Below are 14347 nucleotides of genomic sequence, written 5' to 3' on the forward strand. Positions count from 1 at the left end.
CATGATCGCCGCTCGGCGACTTTTCGCACTATCCCAAGCTACCAGTCCATCCGCGCGGGCACCCGAGAAAAATGGCTATGACGCGGATAGACGGGCGCGACAGCGAAGGTCGCGCGCAGGAGTCAACCGCGGTGTCGCGATTCGACCGCTGCACGCAGCGTGTCGATCAGGCTCTGGATACGGGCGTGCTGCATTTTCATGGAGGCTTTGTTGACCACCAGGCGAGAGCTGATCGTGGCGATCAGTTCCTGGGGTTCCAGGCCGTTGGCACGCAGGGTGTTGCCGGTGTCGACCACGTCGATGATCTTGTCGGCAAGGTTGATCAGCGGCGCCAGCTCCATCGAGCCATACAGCTTGATGATGTCGACCTGGCGACCTTGTTCGGCATAGTAACGCTTGGCTACGTTGACGAACTTGGTGGCCACACGCAGGCGCCCCTTGGGCTCGGCTGCGCCGACTACGCCCGCGGTCATCAGCTTGCATTGGGCAATCTGCAGGTCCAGGGGCTCATACAGGCCCTGGCCGCCGTACTCCATCAGCACGTCCTTGCCGGCCACACCCAGGTCGGCAGCGCCATGCTCGACATAGGTCGGCACGTCGGTGGCACGCACGATCAGCAGGCGTACATCGTCCTGCGTGGTGGGGATGATCAGTTTGCGGCTCTTGTCCGGGTTTTCGGTCGGCACGATGCCGGCCTCGGCGAGCAACGGCAAGGTATCGTCGAGAATACGGCCTTTGGAAAGCGCGATGGTCAACATTGGAACGTCGGTCCTTAAGCGGCTGCTGCCGGCCAGGTCATCGACCTGGCCGCATTCAATTCAAAAGGTGCGTCCTTGCACCCGCGGGGTACTAGCCCGGTACGCGGCGGATTTTCGCGCCGAGCATCTGCAGTTTTTCCTCGATGCACTCGTAACCACGGTCGATGTGGTAGATGCGATCGATCAGGGTATCGCCTTCGGCAACCAGCGCCGACAGCACCAGGCTGGCGGAAGCACGCAGGTCGGTGGCCATGACCGGGGCACCCTTCAGCGCCTTGACGCCAGTGACGATGGCGGTGTTGCCTTCAACCTGGATCTGCGCGCCCATGCGGTGCATTTCGTAAACATGCATGAAGCGGTTTTCGAAGATGGTCTCGATCACCGCGCCAGTGCCTTCGGCAATGGCATTCAGCGAGATGAACTGCGCCTGCATGTCGGTCGGGAACGCCGGATACGGGGCAGTACGCAGGTTGACGGCTTTCGGCCGCTTGCCATGCATGTCCAGTTCGATCCAGTCTTCGCCGGTGTTGATGTCGGCACCCGCTTCCTTGAGCTTTTCAAGCACGGCTTCAAGGATGGTAGGGTCGGTGTCCTTGACCTTGACGCGGCCACCGGTCACGGCAGCGGCAACCAGGTAGGTACCGGTCTCGATGCGGTCCGGCATCACGCGGTAATTGGCCGAATCCAGTCGTTCGACACCATCGATGGTGATGGTGTCGGTACCGGCGCCCTGAATGTTCCCGCCCATGGCGTTGATGAAGTTGGCCAGGTCGACCACTTCAGGCTCACGCGCGGCGTTCTGCAACACGCTGCGGCCCTTGGCCAAGGCAGCGGCCATCATGATGTTCTCGGTACCGGTCACGCTGACGGTGTCGAAGAAGAAGTGCGCGCCGCGCAGGCCACCTTCAGGCGCCTTGGCCTTGATGTAGCCGCCTTCCACTTCGATCTTCGCCCCCATGGCCTCAAGGCCACGGATGTGCAGATCGACCGGACGCGAACCAATGGCGCAACCGCCAGGCAGGGCCACTTCGGCCTCGCCGAAACGGGCAACCATCGGGCCCAGCACCAGGATCGAGGCGCGCATGGTCTTGACCAGCTCGTACGGCGCGACCAGGGTCTTGATGGTGCGTGGATCAATCTCCACCGACAGCTTTTCGTCGATCACAGGCTCGATGCCCATGCGCCCGAACAGCTCGATCATGGTGGTGATGTCGTGCAGGTGCGGCAGGTTGCCCACGGTGACCGGGCCATCGGCCAGCAGGGTGGCTGCCAGAATCGGCAGGGCTGCGTTTTTCGCGCCCGAAATGCGGATCTCGCCGTCAAGGCGAGCGCCGCCAGTAATAATCAGTTTGTCCATTGGAGTCTCGCCGCCAAGTTGGCTCAGGTGCGCTCAGCCCAGGCTGCGCTGCTGAAAAATTTCATGGTTACCGCATGGATGCTGCCATTGGCGATCCACGGATTCAGGTGAGCATAGATCGCCTGCTGGCGTTTGACCGGACTCAGGCCAGCCAACTCGTCGCTGATCACGTTCAACTGGAAGTTGCAGCCTTCGCCTTCAACTTCGACCCGGGAACCCGGCAATTTCTCTTCAAGGAAGCTTTTAACTTCTACGGCCTGCATGCTCAACCTCAATCGGCGCCCGATGCGCACGGGTCGGCCATCATACAAAAAAGCCCCTCGCCTGCGAAGCCCAACGAAGGCTTCGCTGACCGAGGGGCCATCATCCGTGCCTGGCCACTAGCTTGCCAGCACTTCATCGAGATCATAGACCTCGGCAATTTCCCGCATATCATCAGGCATGCCACGCACCTCGCACGCCTTGCCAGTGGCCTGAGCATCCCGCATGTACGCCAGCAGTAGCGACAGGCCAACACTCGACGACTTCTCGACAGCCGAGCAATCAAGCACCAGTCGCGGCTCGCGCGAGCCATCGATCAGCACCTTGCCTTGCTTGCGCAAGGCCGGGCCGCTGCGGTAGTCCAGCACGCCAGTCAGACGCAGCACGCCTGGCTCTGCCATGCTTACAGCGGCCTCACTCATTTGACGCTCTTCTCTGGCGAGTTGTCGGCAGCCTGCTTGGCCTTGGCCACTTCGCCGGCCCAGCCGTCGATGGTCTTGTCCAGGTCATTGCCGTTGCGCTGCATGGCATCGGCGAACTGGTCACGGAACAGCTTGCCGATGTTGATGCCGTTGACGATCACGTTACGCACCTTCCACTCGCCGCCAATGTTCTCCAGGGTGTACTGCACGGGGTACACGGCACCGTTGTTGCCGGTAACCTTCATGCCGACACTGGCGCGCTTGCCGTCATCGGCTTTAGCCGGGTCGACAGTGATGCCCTGGTTATTGTATTCGAGCAAGGCATTGCCATAGAACTGCATCAGGCTGCGCTTGAAGTTTTCCTGGAAGCGCTGCATCTGCTCCGGGGTCGCCTTGCGCGAGTACTTCACGGTCATGATGCTGCGCGAGATACCGTCGGCATCCACCACCGGGCCGAGAATGCGGTTGAGCGAGTCATAGAAGGCGTTGGGGTTGGACTTGTACTGCTCCTTGTTGGCCTTGAGGTCGCCGAGCAGTTCATTGGTGGTGCTTTGAACCACTTCGTGCGGTGTCTGCACAGCCAGGGCCAGCAGGGGGAAGGCCGCCAGCAGCACCAGCAGGCCACGTCGCAGGATCGAAATCATGGGTACTCCTTAATTAGCCGGTTGCGCTTCTTTCGGTTCCTTGCCAACAGAGTTGAGCAGGAACTTGCCAATCAGATCCTCCAGCACCAGTGCCGACTGTGTGTCATGGATGGTTGCACCATCCTTGAGCACTTCGTCTTCACCGCCAACGCTGATGCCGATGTACTTCTCACCAAGCAAACCGGCGGTCAGGATCGAGGCAGTGGAGTCGGTCGGCAGGTTATCGACCGACTTGTCCAGCTGCAACGTCACCCGACCGGTGTAGGAATCACGGTCCAGATCGATGGCGGTAACCTTGCCGATGGTCACACCGGCCATGGTCACTTTAGCTCTGACCGTCAAACCGGCGATATTGTCGAAGTAAGCATAAACTTTATAGGTATCGCTGCTCGGGCTGGCCGACAGCCCGCTGACACGCAGGGCCAGCAGCAGCAGCGCCAGGATCCCGGCCAGGAGGAACAGGCCGACACCGATTTCCAGGGTGCGGTTTTGCATCAGAAATCTCCAAACATCAAGGCGGTCAGAATAAAGTCCAGACCCAGCACTGCCAACGAGGCATAGACCACGGTCTTGGTGGTTGCACGGCTGATCCCTTCTGAGGTGGGCTCACAGTCGTACCCCTGGAATACGGCGATCCAGGTCGAGACGAAAGCAAACACCACGCTCTTGACCAGCCCGTTGAGCACGTCGTCAGTGAAAGAAACACTGTTCTGCATGTTGGCCCAGAACGAGCCCTCGTAGACACCCAGCCAGTCCACCGCCACCCACGAGCCACCCCAGATACCGACCACGCTGAAGATCAGCGCCAGCAGCGGCAGCGAGATGAAACCGGCCCACAGGCGTGGCGCAACGATGTACTTGAGCGGGTCGACACCGATCATTTCCAGGCTCGACAACTGCTCGGTGGACTTCATGTTGCCGATTTCGGCGGTCAGCGCGGAACCGGCACGCCCGGCGAACAGCAACGCCGTTACCACCGGGCCAAGTTCACGCAGCAGGGTCAGGGCGACCATCTGCCCTACCGCCTGCTCCGAGCCGTACTTGGTCAGGATGCTGTAGCCCTGCAGCGCCAGCACCATGCCGATGAACACACCGGACACGACGACGATCGCCAGCGACAGCACACCCACCGAGTACAACTGCTTGGTCAGCAGCTGGAAGCCGCCGCCAATACCACCGCGACCGACCAGCGCATGGAACAGGAACAGGCACGAACGCCCGAGCACGGCCAGCACGTCGATTGCCGAGCGGCCCAGCAGGCGGACACGCTCGAGTAAGGATTTTCTGCGCATCAACGCGCCCCCAGCAGGTCGGCGCGGTAGTCAGGCGCGGGAAAGTGGAAGGGAACCGGGCCATCCGGGTCGCCTTTCATGAATTGGCGGATCCGTGGATTGTCCGACCCCATCAGCTCATCAGGCGTCCCCTGGCCCAGCACCTGGCCGTCACCTACAACGTAGATGTAGTCGGCGATGCTGGCAGTTTCTGCCAGGTCATGGGAAACCACGATGCTGGTGATGCCCAGGGCATCGTTGAGCAGGCGAATCAGGCGCACCAGTACCCCCATGGCGATCGGGTCCTGGCCGACGAACGGTTCGTCGTACATGAGGATCTGCGGGTCCAGGGCAATCGCCCGGGCCAGCGCCACACGGCGCTTCATGCCACCGGACAGCTCGTCGGGCATCAGGTCGATGGCACCGCGCAGGCCCACGGCCTGCAGCTTCATCAACACGATGTCACGGATCATTTCGTCCGACAGCTGAGTATGCACGCGCAACGGGAACGCGACGTTCTCGAACACATCGAGGTCGGTGAACAACGCGCCGCTCTGAAACAGCACACCCATCTGCTTTCGGGCGTCGAACAGGTCGCTGCGCGACAGCGTCGGCAGGTTCTGCCCGGCAACCCATACCTCACCGCTCGAGGGGCGCAACTGTGCGCCCATCAGGCGGAGCAACGTGGTCTTGCCGCACCCCGATGGCCCCATGATGCCGGTGACCTTGCCGCGCGGGATGCTGATGTCCACGTTGCTGAAAATGCTGCGCGAACCACGTTTGAAGGTTACTCCCTTCAACTCGACCGCGTAGGCGCTATCCACACTCATCTAGACTCCTTGCTAATGCAGCCTCGTCCTAATGGACGCCGGCCTCCATCTGGAAGGCACACGCACCCCTGACAGGCCGAATAGCGGCGAACTATAGCACCGCTGACAGCCCCGCCCCAAGGCCGGACAAGCAGTCGTTCAGCCCCGGGACAGGCTTTGGTGGTATTCACTGCAACAATCGAGGAGGTGAGGGTTTTCATCATTGCGCGTATAATCGTCGCCCTTTCATCAGGCATTGCTTTTTCGACATGAGCCAATCCAGCGAGCTGATCCAATCCGCCCAACGCACTCTGCGCCTGGAACTCGAGGCCGTAGAGGCCCTTTTGGCGCGCATCGACGACAATTTCGTCAAAGCCTGCGAACTGATTCTGGCCAGCAAGGGCCGGGTCGTCGTGGTCGGCATGGGCAAGTCCGGGCACATCGGCAACAAGATCGCCGCGACCCTGGCCAGCACCGGCACACCGGCGTTTTTCGTGCATCCGGCCGAAGCCAGCCATGGCGACATGGGCATGATCACCCGTGATGATGTCATCCTTGCGCTGTCGAACTCCGGCAGCACCGCCGAAATCGTCACCCTGCTGCCGTTCATCAAGCGCCTTGGCATCAAGCTGATCAGCCTGACCGGCAACCCGGACTCGCCGCTGGCCCAGGCCGCCGAGGTCAACCTTGACGCACGTGTCGAACAAGAGGCCTGCCCGCTGAACCTGGCCCCCACCTCCTCCACCACGGCAGCGCTGGTACTGGGCGACGCCTTGGCCATCGCCTTGCTCGAAGCCCGCGGCTTCACCGCCGAGGACTTCGCCTTCTCGCACCCGGGAGGCGCGCTGGGCCGCCGCCTGCTGCTGAAGGTCGAGAACGTGATGCACGCCGGCGACGACCTGCCTCAAGTACCACGCGGCACCCTGCTCAAGGACGCGCTGCTGGAAATGTCCCACAAAGGTTTGGGCATGACCGTGATCGTCGAAGCCGATGGCAAACTGGCCGGGATCTTCACCGACGGTGACCTGCGCCGCAGCCTGGACCGCAATATCGATGTGCACACCACCCTGATCGACCAGGTCATGACCGTTCATGGCAAGACTGCGCGTGCCGACATGCTCGCCGCCGAAGCCCTGAAGATAATGGAAGACCACAAGATCAACGCCCTGGTGGTGGTGGACCGTGAAGACCGCCCGACCGGCGCCCTGAACATGCATGACCTGCTGCGCGCCGGCGTAATGTAAAGGAGCGATGGAATGAACCAGGACCTCATGCAACGCGGCAAAGGCATCAAGCTGGCAGTGTTCGACGTGGACGGCGTGCTCACCGACGGGCGCCTGTACTTCCTCGAGGATGGCAGCGAATTCAAGACGTTCAATACCCTCGACGGCCAGGGCATCAAGATGCTCATGGCCTCGGGCGTGACCACCGCGATCATCAGCGGGCGCAAGACCCCAGTGGTCGAACGCCGGGCCAGGAACCTCGGTATCCCGCACCTCTACCAAGGCCGGGAGGACAAATTGGTGGTGCTTGACGGCCTGCTCGCCGAACTGGGCCTAAGCTATGATCAAGTGGCTTACCTGGGCGACGACCTGCCCGACCTGCCGGTGATTCGCCGGGTGGCTCTGGGCATGGCCGTAGCCAACGCCGCACCGTTCGTACGCCAGCACGCCCACGGCGTGACCCAGGCACGTGGCGGCGAAGGCGCGGCCCGTGAATTCTGCGAAATGATCATGCAGGCCCAGGGCACCCTGGACGCTGCCAACGCCAACTACCTGTAAGGCTGCCCATGCTCAGCAAGAAAGCCCGAAACATTGTGCTGCTGGGGGCGATAGCCGCCCTGTTGGTAGCCATTGGCTACTGGAATGTCAGCCCGGAGAGCTTCCTCGACAAGCCCGTGACCCAGGTCGACGAAAGCGCCATCGATTACTACGCGATCAACGCCCACAGCGTGCAGTTCCTGCCCGACGGCAAGCTGCAATACGAAATGACCGCCGACAGGATCGAACACCTCAAGACCAGCGAAGTCACCCAGGTGACCACACCGGACCTGCACCTGTACCGCGGCACCGAGTACCCGTGGCATGTGCAGAGCACGCGCGCCGAGGTCAATCCTGACGGTACCGAGGTCGAGCTGATCGACAAGGTGCGGATTGCCCGCACCGATGAAAAGCAGCGTGAAACCATCATTACCAGCTCACGCATGACCGTGTTCCCGCAGAAGCAATATGCGCAGACCGAGCAAGCCGTTAGAATCGACGGCGCCGGAGGCACCACTACGGGCAAAGGCATGAAAGCGTATTTGAAAGAAGGCAAGATGGACTTGCTCTCTAACGTAAGAGGACAGTATGAGGCTCGTTAAAACCCTCCCCCTTTTGCTCAGCCTGAGCGCAGCACTGGGAAGCGCGAGCGCCCTCGCCCTGCCGAACGACCGTGACCAGCCTATCCGCATCCAGGCCGACAACGCTCACCTGGATGACAAGCAAGGCGTGGCCACTTACACCGGCGACGTGATCATCACTCAGGGTTCGATGATGATCAAAGGCAACACCGTGACCATTACCCGCTCCGCCTCTGGCGATATCGACGTAGTGACCTCGGTGGGCAACCTGGCCTACTTCGAGCAGCAGCAGAGCGCAGCCAAGCCGGACAAGATGAAAGGCTGGGGCGTAACCATCCAGTACCAGTCGCAGAAGGACTTGGTCATTCTCACCGACCGCGCCAAGGTCGAGAGCGAAGGCAATACCACCGAAGGCGAAAAGATCGTCTACAACACCCAGACCCAGGTGGCGACCGCCGGCCGTGGTGGCAATGTGACAACACCCCGTCAGCGCATCGACATGGTGATCCAGCCCAAGAAGAAGGCCGAGTAAATGGCAACCCTCAAAGCCCAGCACCTGGCAAAGAGCTACAAGGGGCGGCAGGTAGTACGTGATGTCAGCCTGTCTATCGACAGCGGCCAGATCGTCGGCCTGCTCGGCCCCAACGGCGCCGGCAAGACCACCTGCTTCTACATGATTGTCGGGCTGGTCCAGGCCGAACAGGGCCGCGTACTGATCGACAACCTCGATGTCAGCCACCAGCCCATGCACGGCCGCGCCCGTGCCGGAATCGGCTACCTGCCGCAGGAAGCCTCGATCTTCCGCAAGCTGTCGGTAGCCGACAACATCATGGCCATCCTCGAGACCCGCAAGGACCTCGATCGGGACGGCCGCCGCAAAGAGCTGGAAAGCCTGCTGCAGGAGTTCCACATCAGCCACATCCGGGACAACCTCGGCATGAGCCTGTCTGGTGGTGAACGCCGCCGCGTCGAAATTGCGCGCGCCCTGGCGACCGCACCCAAGTTCATCCTGCTGGACGAACCGTTCGCCGGTGTCGACCCGATTTCGGTCGGCGACATCAAGCAGATCATCCACCACCTCAAGGCCAAAGGTATCGGCGTACTGATTACCGACCACAACGTGCGTGAAACCCTGGATATCTGCGAAACCGCTTATATCGTCAACGATGGCCGACTGATCGCCGAAGGTGACGCTGAAACCATCCTGGCAAACGAACTGGTCAAAGAAGTTTACCTGGGTCACGAGTTCCGCCTCTGACCCGGCACGCGCCTGAAGTACTGGCAAACAGCCCTGAAACTGCGGGTAAAGTTGTTACTGTACTCTAGGCAAACGCTACAATTTAAGGCATAAAACTTGCTTGATCTGGCGCTTCGGCGCCCTCGTGTAGTGGATGGCGCATGCGCGCCGGCGAACAAGGTATTAAGCCCCTGCCATGAAACCATCGCTCGTCCTAAAAATGGGCCAGCAACTGACGATGACACCTCAGTTGCAACAGGCCATCCGCCTGCTCCAGCTTTCTACCCTGGACCTCCAACAGGAAATCCAGGAAGCGCTGGAGTCGAACCCGATGCTCGAACGTCAGGAAGACGGCGAAGACTTCGACAACAGCGACCCGATGGCCGACAACGCCGAGAACAAGCCGGCCGCCGAAGTTCAGGACAACAGTTTCCAGGAAAGCACCGTCAGCGCCGACAACCTGGAAGACGGTGAGTGGAGCGAGCGCATCCCCAACGAGCTCCCGGTCGATACCGCTTGGGAAGACATCTACCAGACCAGCGCCAGCAGCCTGCCGAGCAACGATGACGACGAATGGGACTTCACCACGCGCACATCGGCCGGCGAAAGCCTGCAAAGCCACCTGCTGTGGCAGTTGAACCTGGCACCGATGTCCGACACCGACCGCTTGATTGCCGTGACCCTGATCGACAGCATCAACGGCCAGGGCTACCTGGAAGACACACTCGAAGAAATCTGCGCCGGTTTCGACCCCGAGCTGGATATCGAACTGGACGAGGTCGAAGCGGTACTGCACCGCATCCAGCAGTTCGAGCCGGCTGGCGTTGGCGCCCGCAACCTCGGCGAATGCCTGTTGCTGCAACTGCGCCAGCTGCCCGCTACAACTCCGTGGATGACCGAAGCCAAGCGCCTGGTCACCGATTTCATCGACCTGCTCGGCAGCCGTGACTACAGCCAGCTAATGCGGCGGATGAAAATCAAGGAAGACGAGCTGCGCCAGGTCATCGAACTGGTGCAAAGCCTTAACCCGCGCCCTGGTTCGCAGATCGAGTCCAGCGAGCCCGAGTACGTGGTGCCCGACGTCATCGTGCGCAAGGACAGCGACCGTTGGCTGGTAGAACTGAACCAGGAAGCCATCCCACGCCTGCGCGTCAACCCACAATACGCCGGCTTCGTGCGCCGTGCCGACACCAGCGCCGACAACACCTTCATGCGCAACCAGCTGCAGGAAGCGCGCTGGTTCATCAAGAGCCTGCAAAGCCGTAACGAAACCCTGATGAAGGTTGCCACGCAGATCGTCGAGCACCAGCGCGGCTTCCTCGACCACGGCGACGAAGCGATGAAGCCGTTGGTACTGCATGACATTGCCGAAGCCGTAGGCATGCACGAATCGACCATTTCGCGGGTTACCACGCAGAAATACATGCACACCCCGCGTGGCATCTACGAACTGAAATACTTTTTCTCCAGCCATGTCAGCACCTCCGAAGGCGGAGAATGCTCGTCCACGGCGATCCGCGCGATCATCAAGAAACTGGTTGCGGCGGAAAATCAGAAAAAGCCATTGAGTGACAGCAAGATCGCTGGTTTACTGGAGGCACAAGGCATCCAGGTAGCCCGTCGCACCGTCGCCAAGTACCGCGAGTCCCTCGGCATCGCACCGTCGAGCGAACGCAAGCGACTGATGTAGCCCCTGAGATGTGCCACAGCGTTTTCGTGGCAGGTGCAAGACCTGCCTCTTTATGCACGGGCAACAAAGGAGAAGCTGTATGCAAGTCAATATCAGTGGACAGCATGTAGAAGTCACCCAGCCACTGCGCGATTACGTGCTTGAAAAGCTCGCCCGCGTGGAGAGTCACTTCGACAAGATCACCAACGTGCAGGTAATCATGAAAGTCGAGAAGCTTCAGCAGAAGGTCGAGGCGACCCTGCAGATTCCCGGCGGCGAAGTGGTAGCCAACGCCGAACACGAAGACATGTATGCAGCGATCGACGCCCTGGCCGACAAGCTCGACCGCCAACTGAAAAAACACAAGGAAAAACAGCAAAGCCTGCTGCAAGGTGCAGCTGCCCGCTGATCCCCCTCATCCATGATCCGACTTGAAACCATCCTGACCCCCGGCCGTTCCCTCGTGAACGTGCCGGGCGGCAGCAAGAAGCGCGCCCTGGAAAAGGTCGCCACTGTCATCGCCGACCAAGTGCCAGAACTGGAGATGCAGGACGTCTTCGAAAAACTGGTAGCCCGGGAAAAGCTCGGTTCTACCGGTTTTGGCAATGGCATCGCCATCCCGCACTGCCGGCTTGAAGGATGCTCCGCGCCAGTCAGCGCCCTGCTGCACCTGGAAGCGCCTATCGATTACGACGCCATCGATGGCGCGCCAGTGGACCTGCTGTTTGTGCTGCTGGTGCCCGAAGCGGCCACCGATGCTCACCTTGAACTTCTGCGTCAGATCGCAAGCATGCTCGATCGCAAGGAGGTCCGTGATCGACTGCGTGCGGCCACCAGCAACGAGGCCCTGTTCCAGGTTGTCCTGGACGTACAGAACGAGCACTGAACATGCGCCTGATCATCGTCAGCGGCCGGTCCGGCTCCGGCAAGAGCACCGCCCTCGATGTCCTGGAAGACAGCGGTTTCTATTGCATCGACAATCTGCCCGCCGGGCTACTGCCGCAGTTGGCGGAAAATGCACTGATCAACACCGAATTGCTGCAGCCCAAGGTGGCGGTTTCGATCGACGCGCGCAACCTGCCCAGCCACCTGATGCGTTTTCCCGAGCTGCTTGAAGAAGCCCGCGCCCGGCACATCCAGTGCGACGTGTTGTACCTGGATGCCGATGAAGAGGTCCTTCTCAAGCGTTTCTCGGAAACCCGCAGGCGGCACCCCCTGACCAACGCCAACCGCTCGCTCGCGGAAGCGATCCGCGTGGAAAGCGATTTGTTGGGCCCCATTGCCGACCTGGCCGACCTGAAGATCGACACCACCAACCTGAACCTGTACCAGTTGCGTGACTCGATCAAACTGCGCCTGCTCAACCAGCCCGAGCCTGGCACAGCGTTTCTGGTCGAGTCGTTCGGCTTCAAGCGGGGCATGCCGGTCGACGCCGACCTGGTTTTTGACGTGCGCTGCCTGCCCAACCCCTACTGGAAACCGGAACTGCGTGAGCACTCGGGCCTCGATCAACCCGTGATCGACTACCTGGCCGCACAACCGGATGTCGAAGACATGTACAACGACATCTCCAGCTACCTGCTCAAATGGTTGCCCCGCTTCGCTGCCAGCAACCGCGCCTACGTAACCATTGCCATCGGCTGCACTGGCGGACATCACCGTTCGGTGTACATCACCGAGCGCCTTGGTCAACAGCTGCAGCAAACCCTGAAAAACGTCCAGGTCCGCCATCGCGACCTCTAGCCCAAGGATCCGCCCCAGATGCCCGCCCGCGAAATCACCATCATCAACAAGCTGGGTCTGCATGCCCGGGCGGCAGCCAAGTTCGTCGGTGTGGCCGGCCGCTTCCCCTGCCAGGTACGGGTGGGTCGCGCCCCGGACAAGCTGGTGGATGGCAAGAGCATCATGGCGGTGATGATGCTGGCCGCAGGCAAAGGCACCCAGGTGCACCTGCATACCGAGGGCGAGCAGGACAGCGACGCCATGGACGCGCTGGTCGAGCTGATAAACAATTTCTTTGACGAAGGCGAATAGGCCTCGCAAACCTGCGCTTGCACCAGGTCAGGACATCGCGGTATCCATCACCATCATCAGACAGAAGCCTGTACACAGCCCAAGGCTGGCCAGACGATGATGGCCGTTGCTGCGCGATTCGGGGATGATTTCCTGGGTGACCACCAGCAACATCGCCCCCGCTGCACAGGCCAGCCCCAGCGGCAGCAGCAGTTCGGCAACATTCACCAGCCAGGCACAGATCAACGCCGCCAGCGGCTCGACCAAGCCTGAGGCTGCGCCGATCAGGAAGGCCTTGAAGCGCGGCATGCCCGCCCCTGCCAGCACCAGCGCGATCACCAGCCCCTCAGGCACATCCTGCAAGGCAATGCCCATGGCCAGGCTGTCGGCGTCGGCCATGCCACCCCCGGCCGACACACCAATGGCCATACCTTCGGGGATGTTGTGGGCAATGATGGCAATCACGAACAGCCAGATGCGCGCTGCAATCACCGGTTGGTTTGCCGTGCCCACCAGCGCTTCCGGCGAAGCCCAGGATACCTTGAGGTCGACCAGGAACAGGCACAACGCCCCGAACATCAGGCCAAAACTGACCAGGCCACCTGCCCCCCAAGGGCTGAAGCCAATAGACTGAGCCGCCGCCAGGCCCGGCATGATCAGGGAAAACGCGGTGGCCGCCAGCATCACGCCAGCACCGAAGCCCAACAGCGTATCCGCCAGCGCCACGGGCATATTGCGAATGACCAGTACCGGTACTGCGCCCAGTGCCGTACCCAGTGCGCATAAAGCACCGCCCTCCAGGGCGCGCAGCATGCGCGGGTCGAGGTCTAACCAGGCGAGGCCGCGCGCCACCAGTAACGTGGCGCCAGCCAGCAAAAGCAAAGTCCCAAGCGCCAGGCGGAACAGGCGCACACTGCTGACAGACATCACCTCAGAGCGCATACCGATCCGACTCACTTCAGGGCTTCAAGGTAACGACGTTCAACTTCCACCCAGTCAATGACGTTGTAGAAGGCACCGATGTATTCCGGACGACGGTTCTGGTACTTGAGGTAGTACGCGTGCTCCCACACGTCCAGGCCCAGGATCGGCGCATTGCCGTGCATCAGCGGGCTGTCCTGGTTGCCGCTACTCTCCACCATCAAGGTTTTTTGCGGCGTCACGCTGAGCCAGGCCCAACCGCTGCCGAAGCGGGTCAACGCGGCTTTGGTGAAAGCCTCCTTGAAAGCCTCGAAGCCGCCAAGTTGTGCAGTGACGGCTTGCGCCAGCTGGCCCACAGGCTCGCCACCGCCCTGAGGCGACATGACAGTCCAGAACAGGCTGTGGTTGGCGTGACCACCGCCGTGGTTGGTCACGGCGCCACGCAGGTTTTCCGGCAGTTGCTTGACGGCAGCGACCAGTTTTTCCACCGGCCATTCGGCCCACTCGGTACCCTCGAGGGCGGCATTGAGGCCGTTCACGTAAGTCTGGTGATGCTTGGTGTGGTGGATTTCCATTGTCTGGGCATCAATGTGTGGTTCCAGCGCATCGTAGGCGTATGGCAATGCAGGCAAGGTATGGGGCAT

General features: G+C 61.1%; 20 protein-coding genes. 10 read left to right on the forward strand and 10 right to left on the reverse strand.

The features are described from left to right. Positions 1-122: 122 nt before the first annotated feature. From hisG to ACF8FB_RS01935, 8 genes are all read right to left on the reverse strand, one after another. The gene (gene hisG / locus ACF8FB_RS01900) at positions 123-758 is read right to left on the reverse strand and encodes an ATP phosphoribosyltransferase (protein WP_010952155.1); all 636 of its coding nucleotides are present in this window, start codon (positions 756-758) and stop codon (positions 123-125) included. A 91-nt stretch (positions 759-849) separates the two neighbouring features. After that, positions 850-2115: a UDP-N-acetylglucosamine 1-carboxyvinyltransferase gene (murA, locus tag ACF8FB_RS01905; protein WP_003255119.1), complete on the reverse strand. Its 1266-nt coding sequence runs from the start codon at positions 2113-2115 to the stop codon at positions 850-852. Positions 2116-2138: 23 nt separating this feature from the next. After that, complete coding sequence (locus ACF8FB_RS01910) at positions 2139-2378, reverse strand: BolA family protein (RefSeq protein WP_003255121.1); 240 nt, start codon at positions 2376-2378, stop codon at positions 2139-2141. 117 nt (positions 2379-2495) lie between these two features. Beyond that, entirely contained in the window at positions 2496-2798 is a 303-nt protein-coding gene (locus ACF8FB_RS01915; RefSeq protein ID WP_010952154.1) for a lipid asymmetry maintenance protein MlaB, read from the reverse strand. After that, positions 2795-3442, reverse strand: a complete 648-nt coding sequence (locus ACF8FB_RS01920) for a phospholipid-binding protein MlaC (RefSeq protein WP_010952153.1) — start codon at positions 3440-3442, stop codon at positions 2795-2797. The genes ACF8FB_RS01915 and ACF8FB_RS01920 overlap by 4 nt, the downstream gene beginning before the upstream one ends. 9 nt (positions 3443-3451) lie before the next feature. Then, positions 3452-3937: an outer membrane lipid asymmetry maintenance protein MlaD gene (mlaD, locus tag ACF8FB_RS01925; protein WP_010952152.1), complete on the reverse strand. Its 486-nt coding sequence runs from the start codon at positions 3935-3937 to the stop codon at positions 3452-3454. Further along, entirely contained in the window at positions 3937-4734 is a 798-nt protein-coding gene (gene mlaE / locus ACF8FB_RS01930; RefSeq protein WP_020192840.1) for a lipid asymmetry maintenance ABC transporter permease subunit MlaE, read from the reverse strand. Before mlaE ends, mlaD begins: the two co-directional genes overlap by 1 nt. Beyond that, on the reverse strand, positions 4734-5543 hold the full coding sequence (locus ACF8FB_RS01935) for an ATP-binding cassette domain-containing protein (protein ID WP_010952150.1): 810 nt from the start codon (positions 5541-5543) through the stop codon (positions 4734-4736). Before ACF8FB_RS01935 ends, mlaE begins: the two co-directional genes overlap by 1 nt. A 248-nt stretch (positions 5544-5791) precedes the next feature. Between ACF8FB_RS01935 and ACF8FB_RS01940 the strand changes: the two genes are divergently transcribed. The 10 genes from ACF8FB_RS01940 (at position 5792) to ACF8FB_RS01985 (ending at position 12803) form a co-directional block, all read left to right on the forward strand. Then, positions 5792-6766: an SIS domain-containing protein gene (locus tag ACF8FB_RS01940; protein ID WP_010952149.1), complete on the forward strand. Its 975-nt coding sequence runs from the start codon at positions 5792-5794 to the stop codon at positions 6764-6766. Between the two features lie 12 nt (positions 6767-6778). After that, on the forward strand, positions 6779-7303 hold the full coding sequence (locus tag ACF8FB_RS01945) for an HAD family hydrolase (protein WP_014589828.1): 525 nt from the start codon (positions 6779-6781) through the stop codon (positions 7301-7303). A gap of 8 nt (positions 7304-7311) precedes the next feature. After that, positions 7312-7884, forward strand: a complete 573-nt coding sequence (gene lptC / locus ACF8FB_RS01950; RefSeq protein WP_392510955.1) for an LPS export ABC transporter periplasmic protein LptC — start codon at positions 7312-7314, stop codon at positions 7882-7884. Then, positions 7871-8395 carry a lipopolysaccharide transport periplasmic protein LptA gene (gene lptA / locus ACF8FB_RS01955; RefSeq protein WP_003255131.1) on the forward strand — a complete coding sequence of 175 codons (525 nt, stop codon included), beginning with the start codon at positions 7871-7873 and terminating at the stop codon, positions 8393-8395. Before lptC ends, lptA begins: the two co-directional genes overlap by 14 nt. After that, on the forward strand, positions 8396-9121 hold the full coding sequence (gene lptB / locus ACF8FB_RS01960; RefSeq protein ID WP_010952146.1) for an LPS export ABC transporter ATP-binding protein: 726 nt from the start codon (positions 8396-8398) through the stop codon (positions 9119-9121). It abuts the gene before it with no gap. Between the two features lie 175 nt (positions 9122-9296). After that, positions 9297-10790, forward strand: a complete 1494-nt coding sequence (locus ACF8FB_RS01965; RefSeq protein WP_003255133.1) for an RNA polymerase factor sigma-54 — start codon at positions 9297-9299, stop codon at positions 10788-10790. A gap of 79 nt (positions 10791-10869) precedes the next feature. Next, complete coding sequence (hpf, locus tag ACF8FB_RS01970) at positions 10870-11178, forward strand: ribosome hibernation-promoting factor, HPF/YfiA family (protein WP_003255135.1); 309 nt, start codon at positions 10870-10872, stop codon at positions 11176-11178. Between the two features lie 12 nt (positions 11179-11190). Further along, positions 11191-11655 carry a PTS IIA-like nitrogen regulatory protein PtsN gene (ptsN, locus tag ACF8FB_RS01975; RefSeq protein WP_003255137.1) on the forward strand — a complete coding sequence of 155 codons (465 nt, stop codon included), beginning with the start codon at positions 11191-11193 and terminating at the stop codon, positions 11653-11655. Positions 11656-11657: 2 nt separating this feature from the next. Continuing rightward, positions 11658-12512 (forward strand): RNase adapter RapZ, encoded by an 855-nt coding sequence (rapZ, locus tag ACF8FB_RS01980; protein WP_003255139.1) that lies wholly within the window; start codon positions 11658-11660, stop codon positions 12510-12512. Between the two features lie 18 nt (positions 12513-12530). Further along, positions 12531-12803 (forward strand): HPr family phosphocarrier protein, encoded by a 273-nt coding sequence (locus ACF8FB_RS01985; protein WP_010952144.1) that lies wholly within the window; start codon positions 12531-12533, stop codon positions 12801-12803. Between the two features lie 27 nt (positions 12804-12830). Here the strand turns inward: ACF8FB_RS01985 and ACF8FB_RS01990 are convergent, their stop codons facing one another. Both ACF8FB_RS01990 and ACF8FB_RS01995 read right to left on the reverse strand, forming a co-directional pair. Next, the gene (locus ACF8FB_RS01990) at positions 12831-13724 is read right to left on the reverse strand and encodes a ZIP family metal transporter (RefSeq protein ID WP_392510970.1); all 894 of its coding nucleotides are present in this window, start codon (positions 13722-13724) and stop codon (positions 12831-12833) included. An 11-nt stretch (positions 13725-13735) separates the two neighbouring features. After that, entirely contained in the window at positions 13736-14347 is a 612-nt protein-coding gene (locus ACF8FB_RS01995) for a superoxide dismutase (RefSeq protein WP_014589823.1), read from the reverse strand.

The organism is Pseudomonas sp. yb_2, assembly GCF_043103905.1.
Taxonomy (GTDB): Bacteria; Pseudomonadota; Gammaproteobacteria; order Pseudomonadales; family Pseudomonadaceae; genus Aquipseudomonas; species Aquipseudomonas alloputida.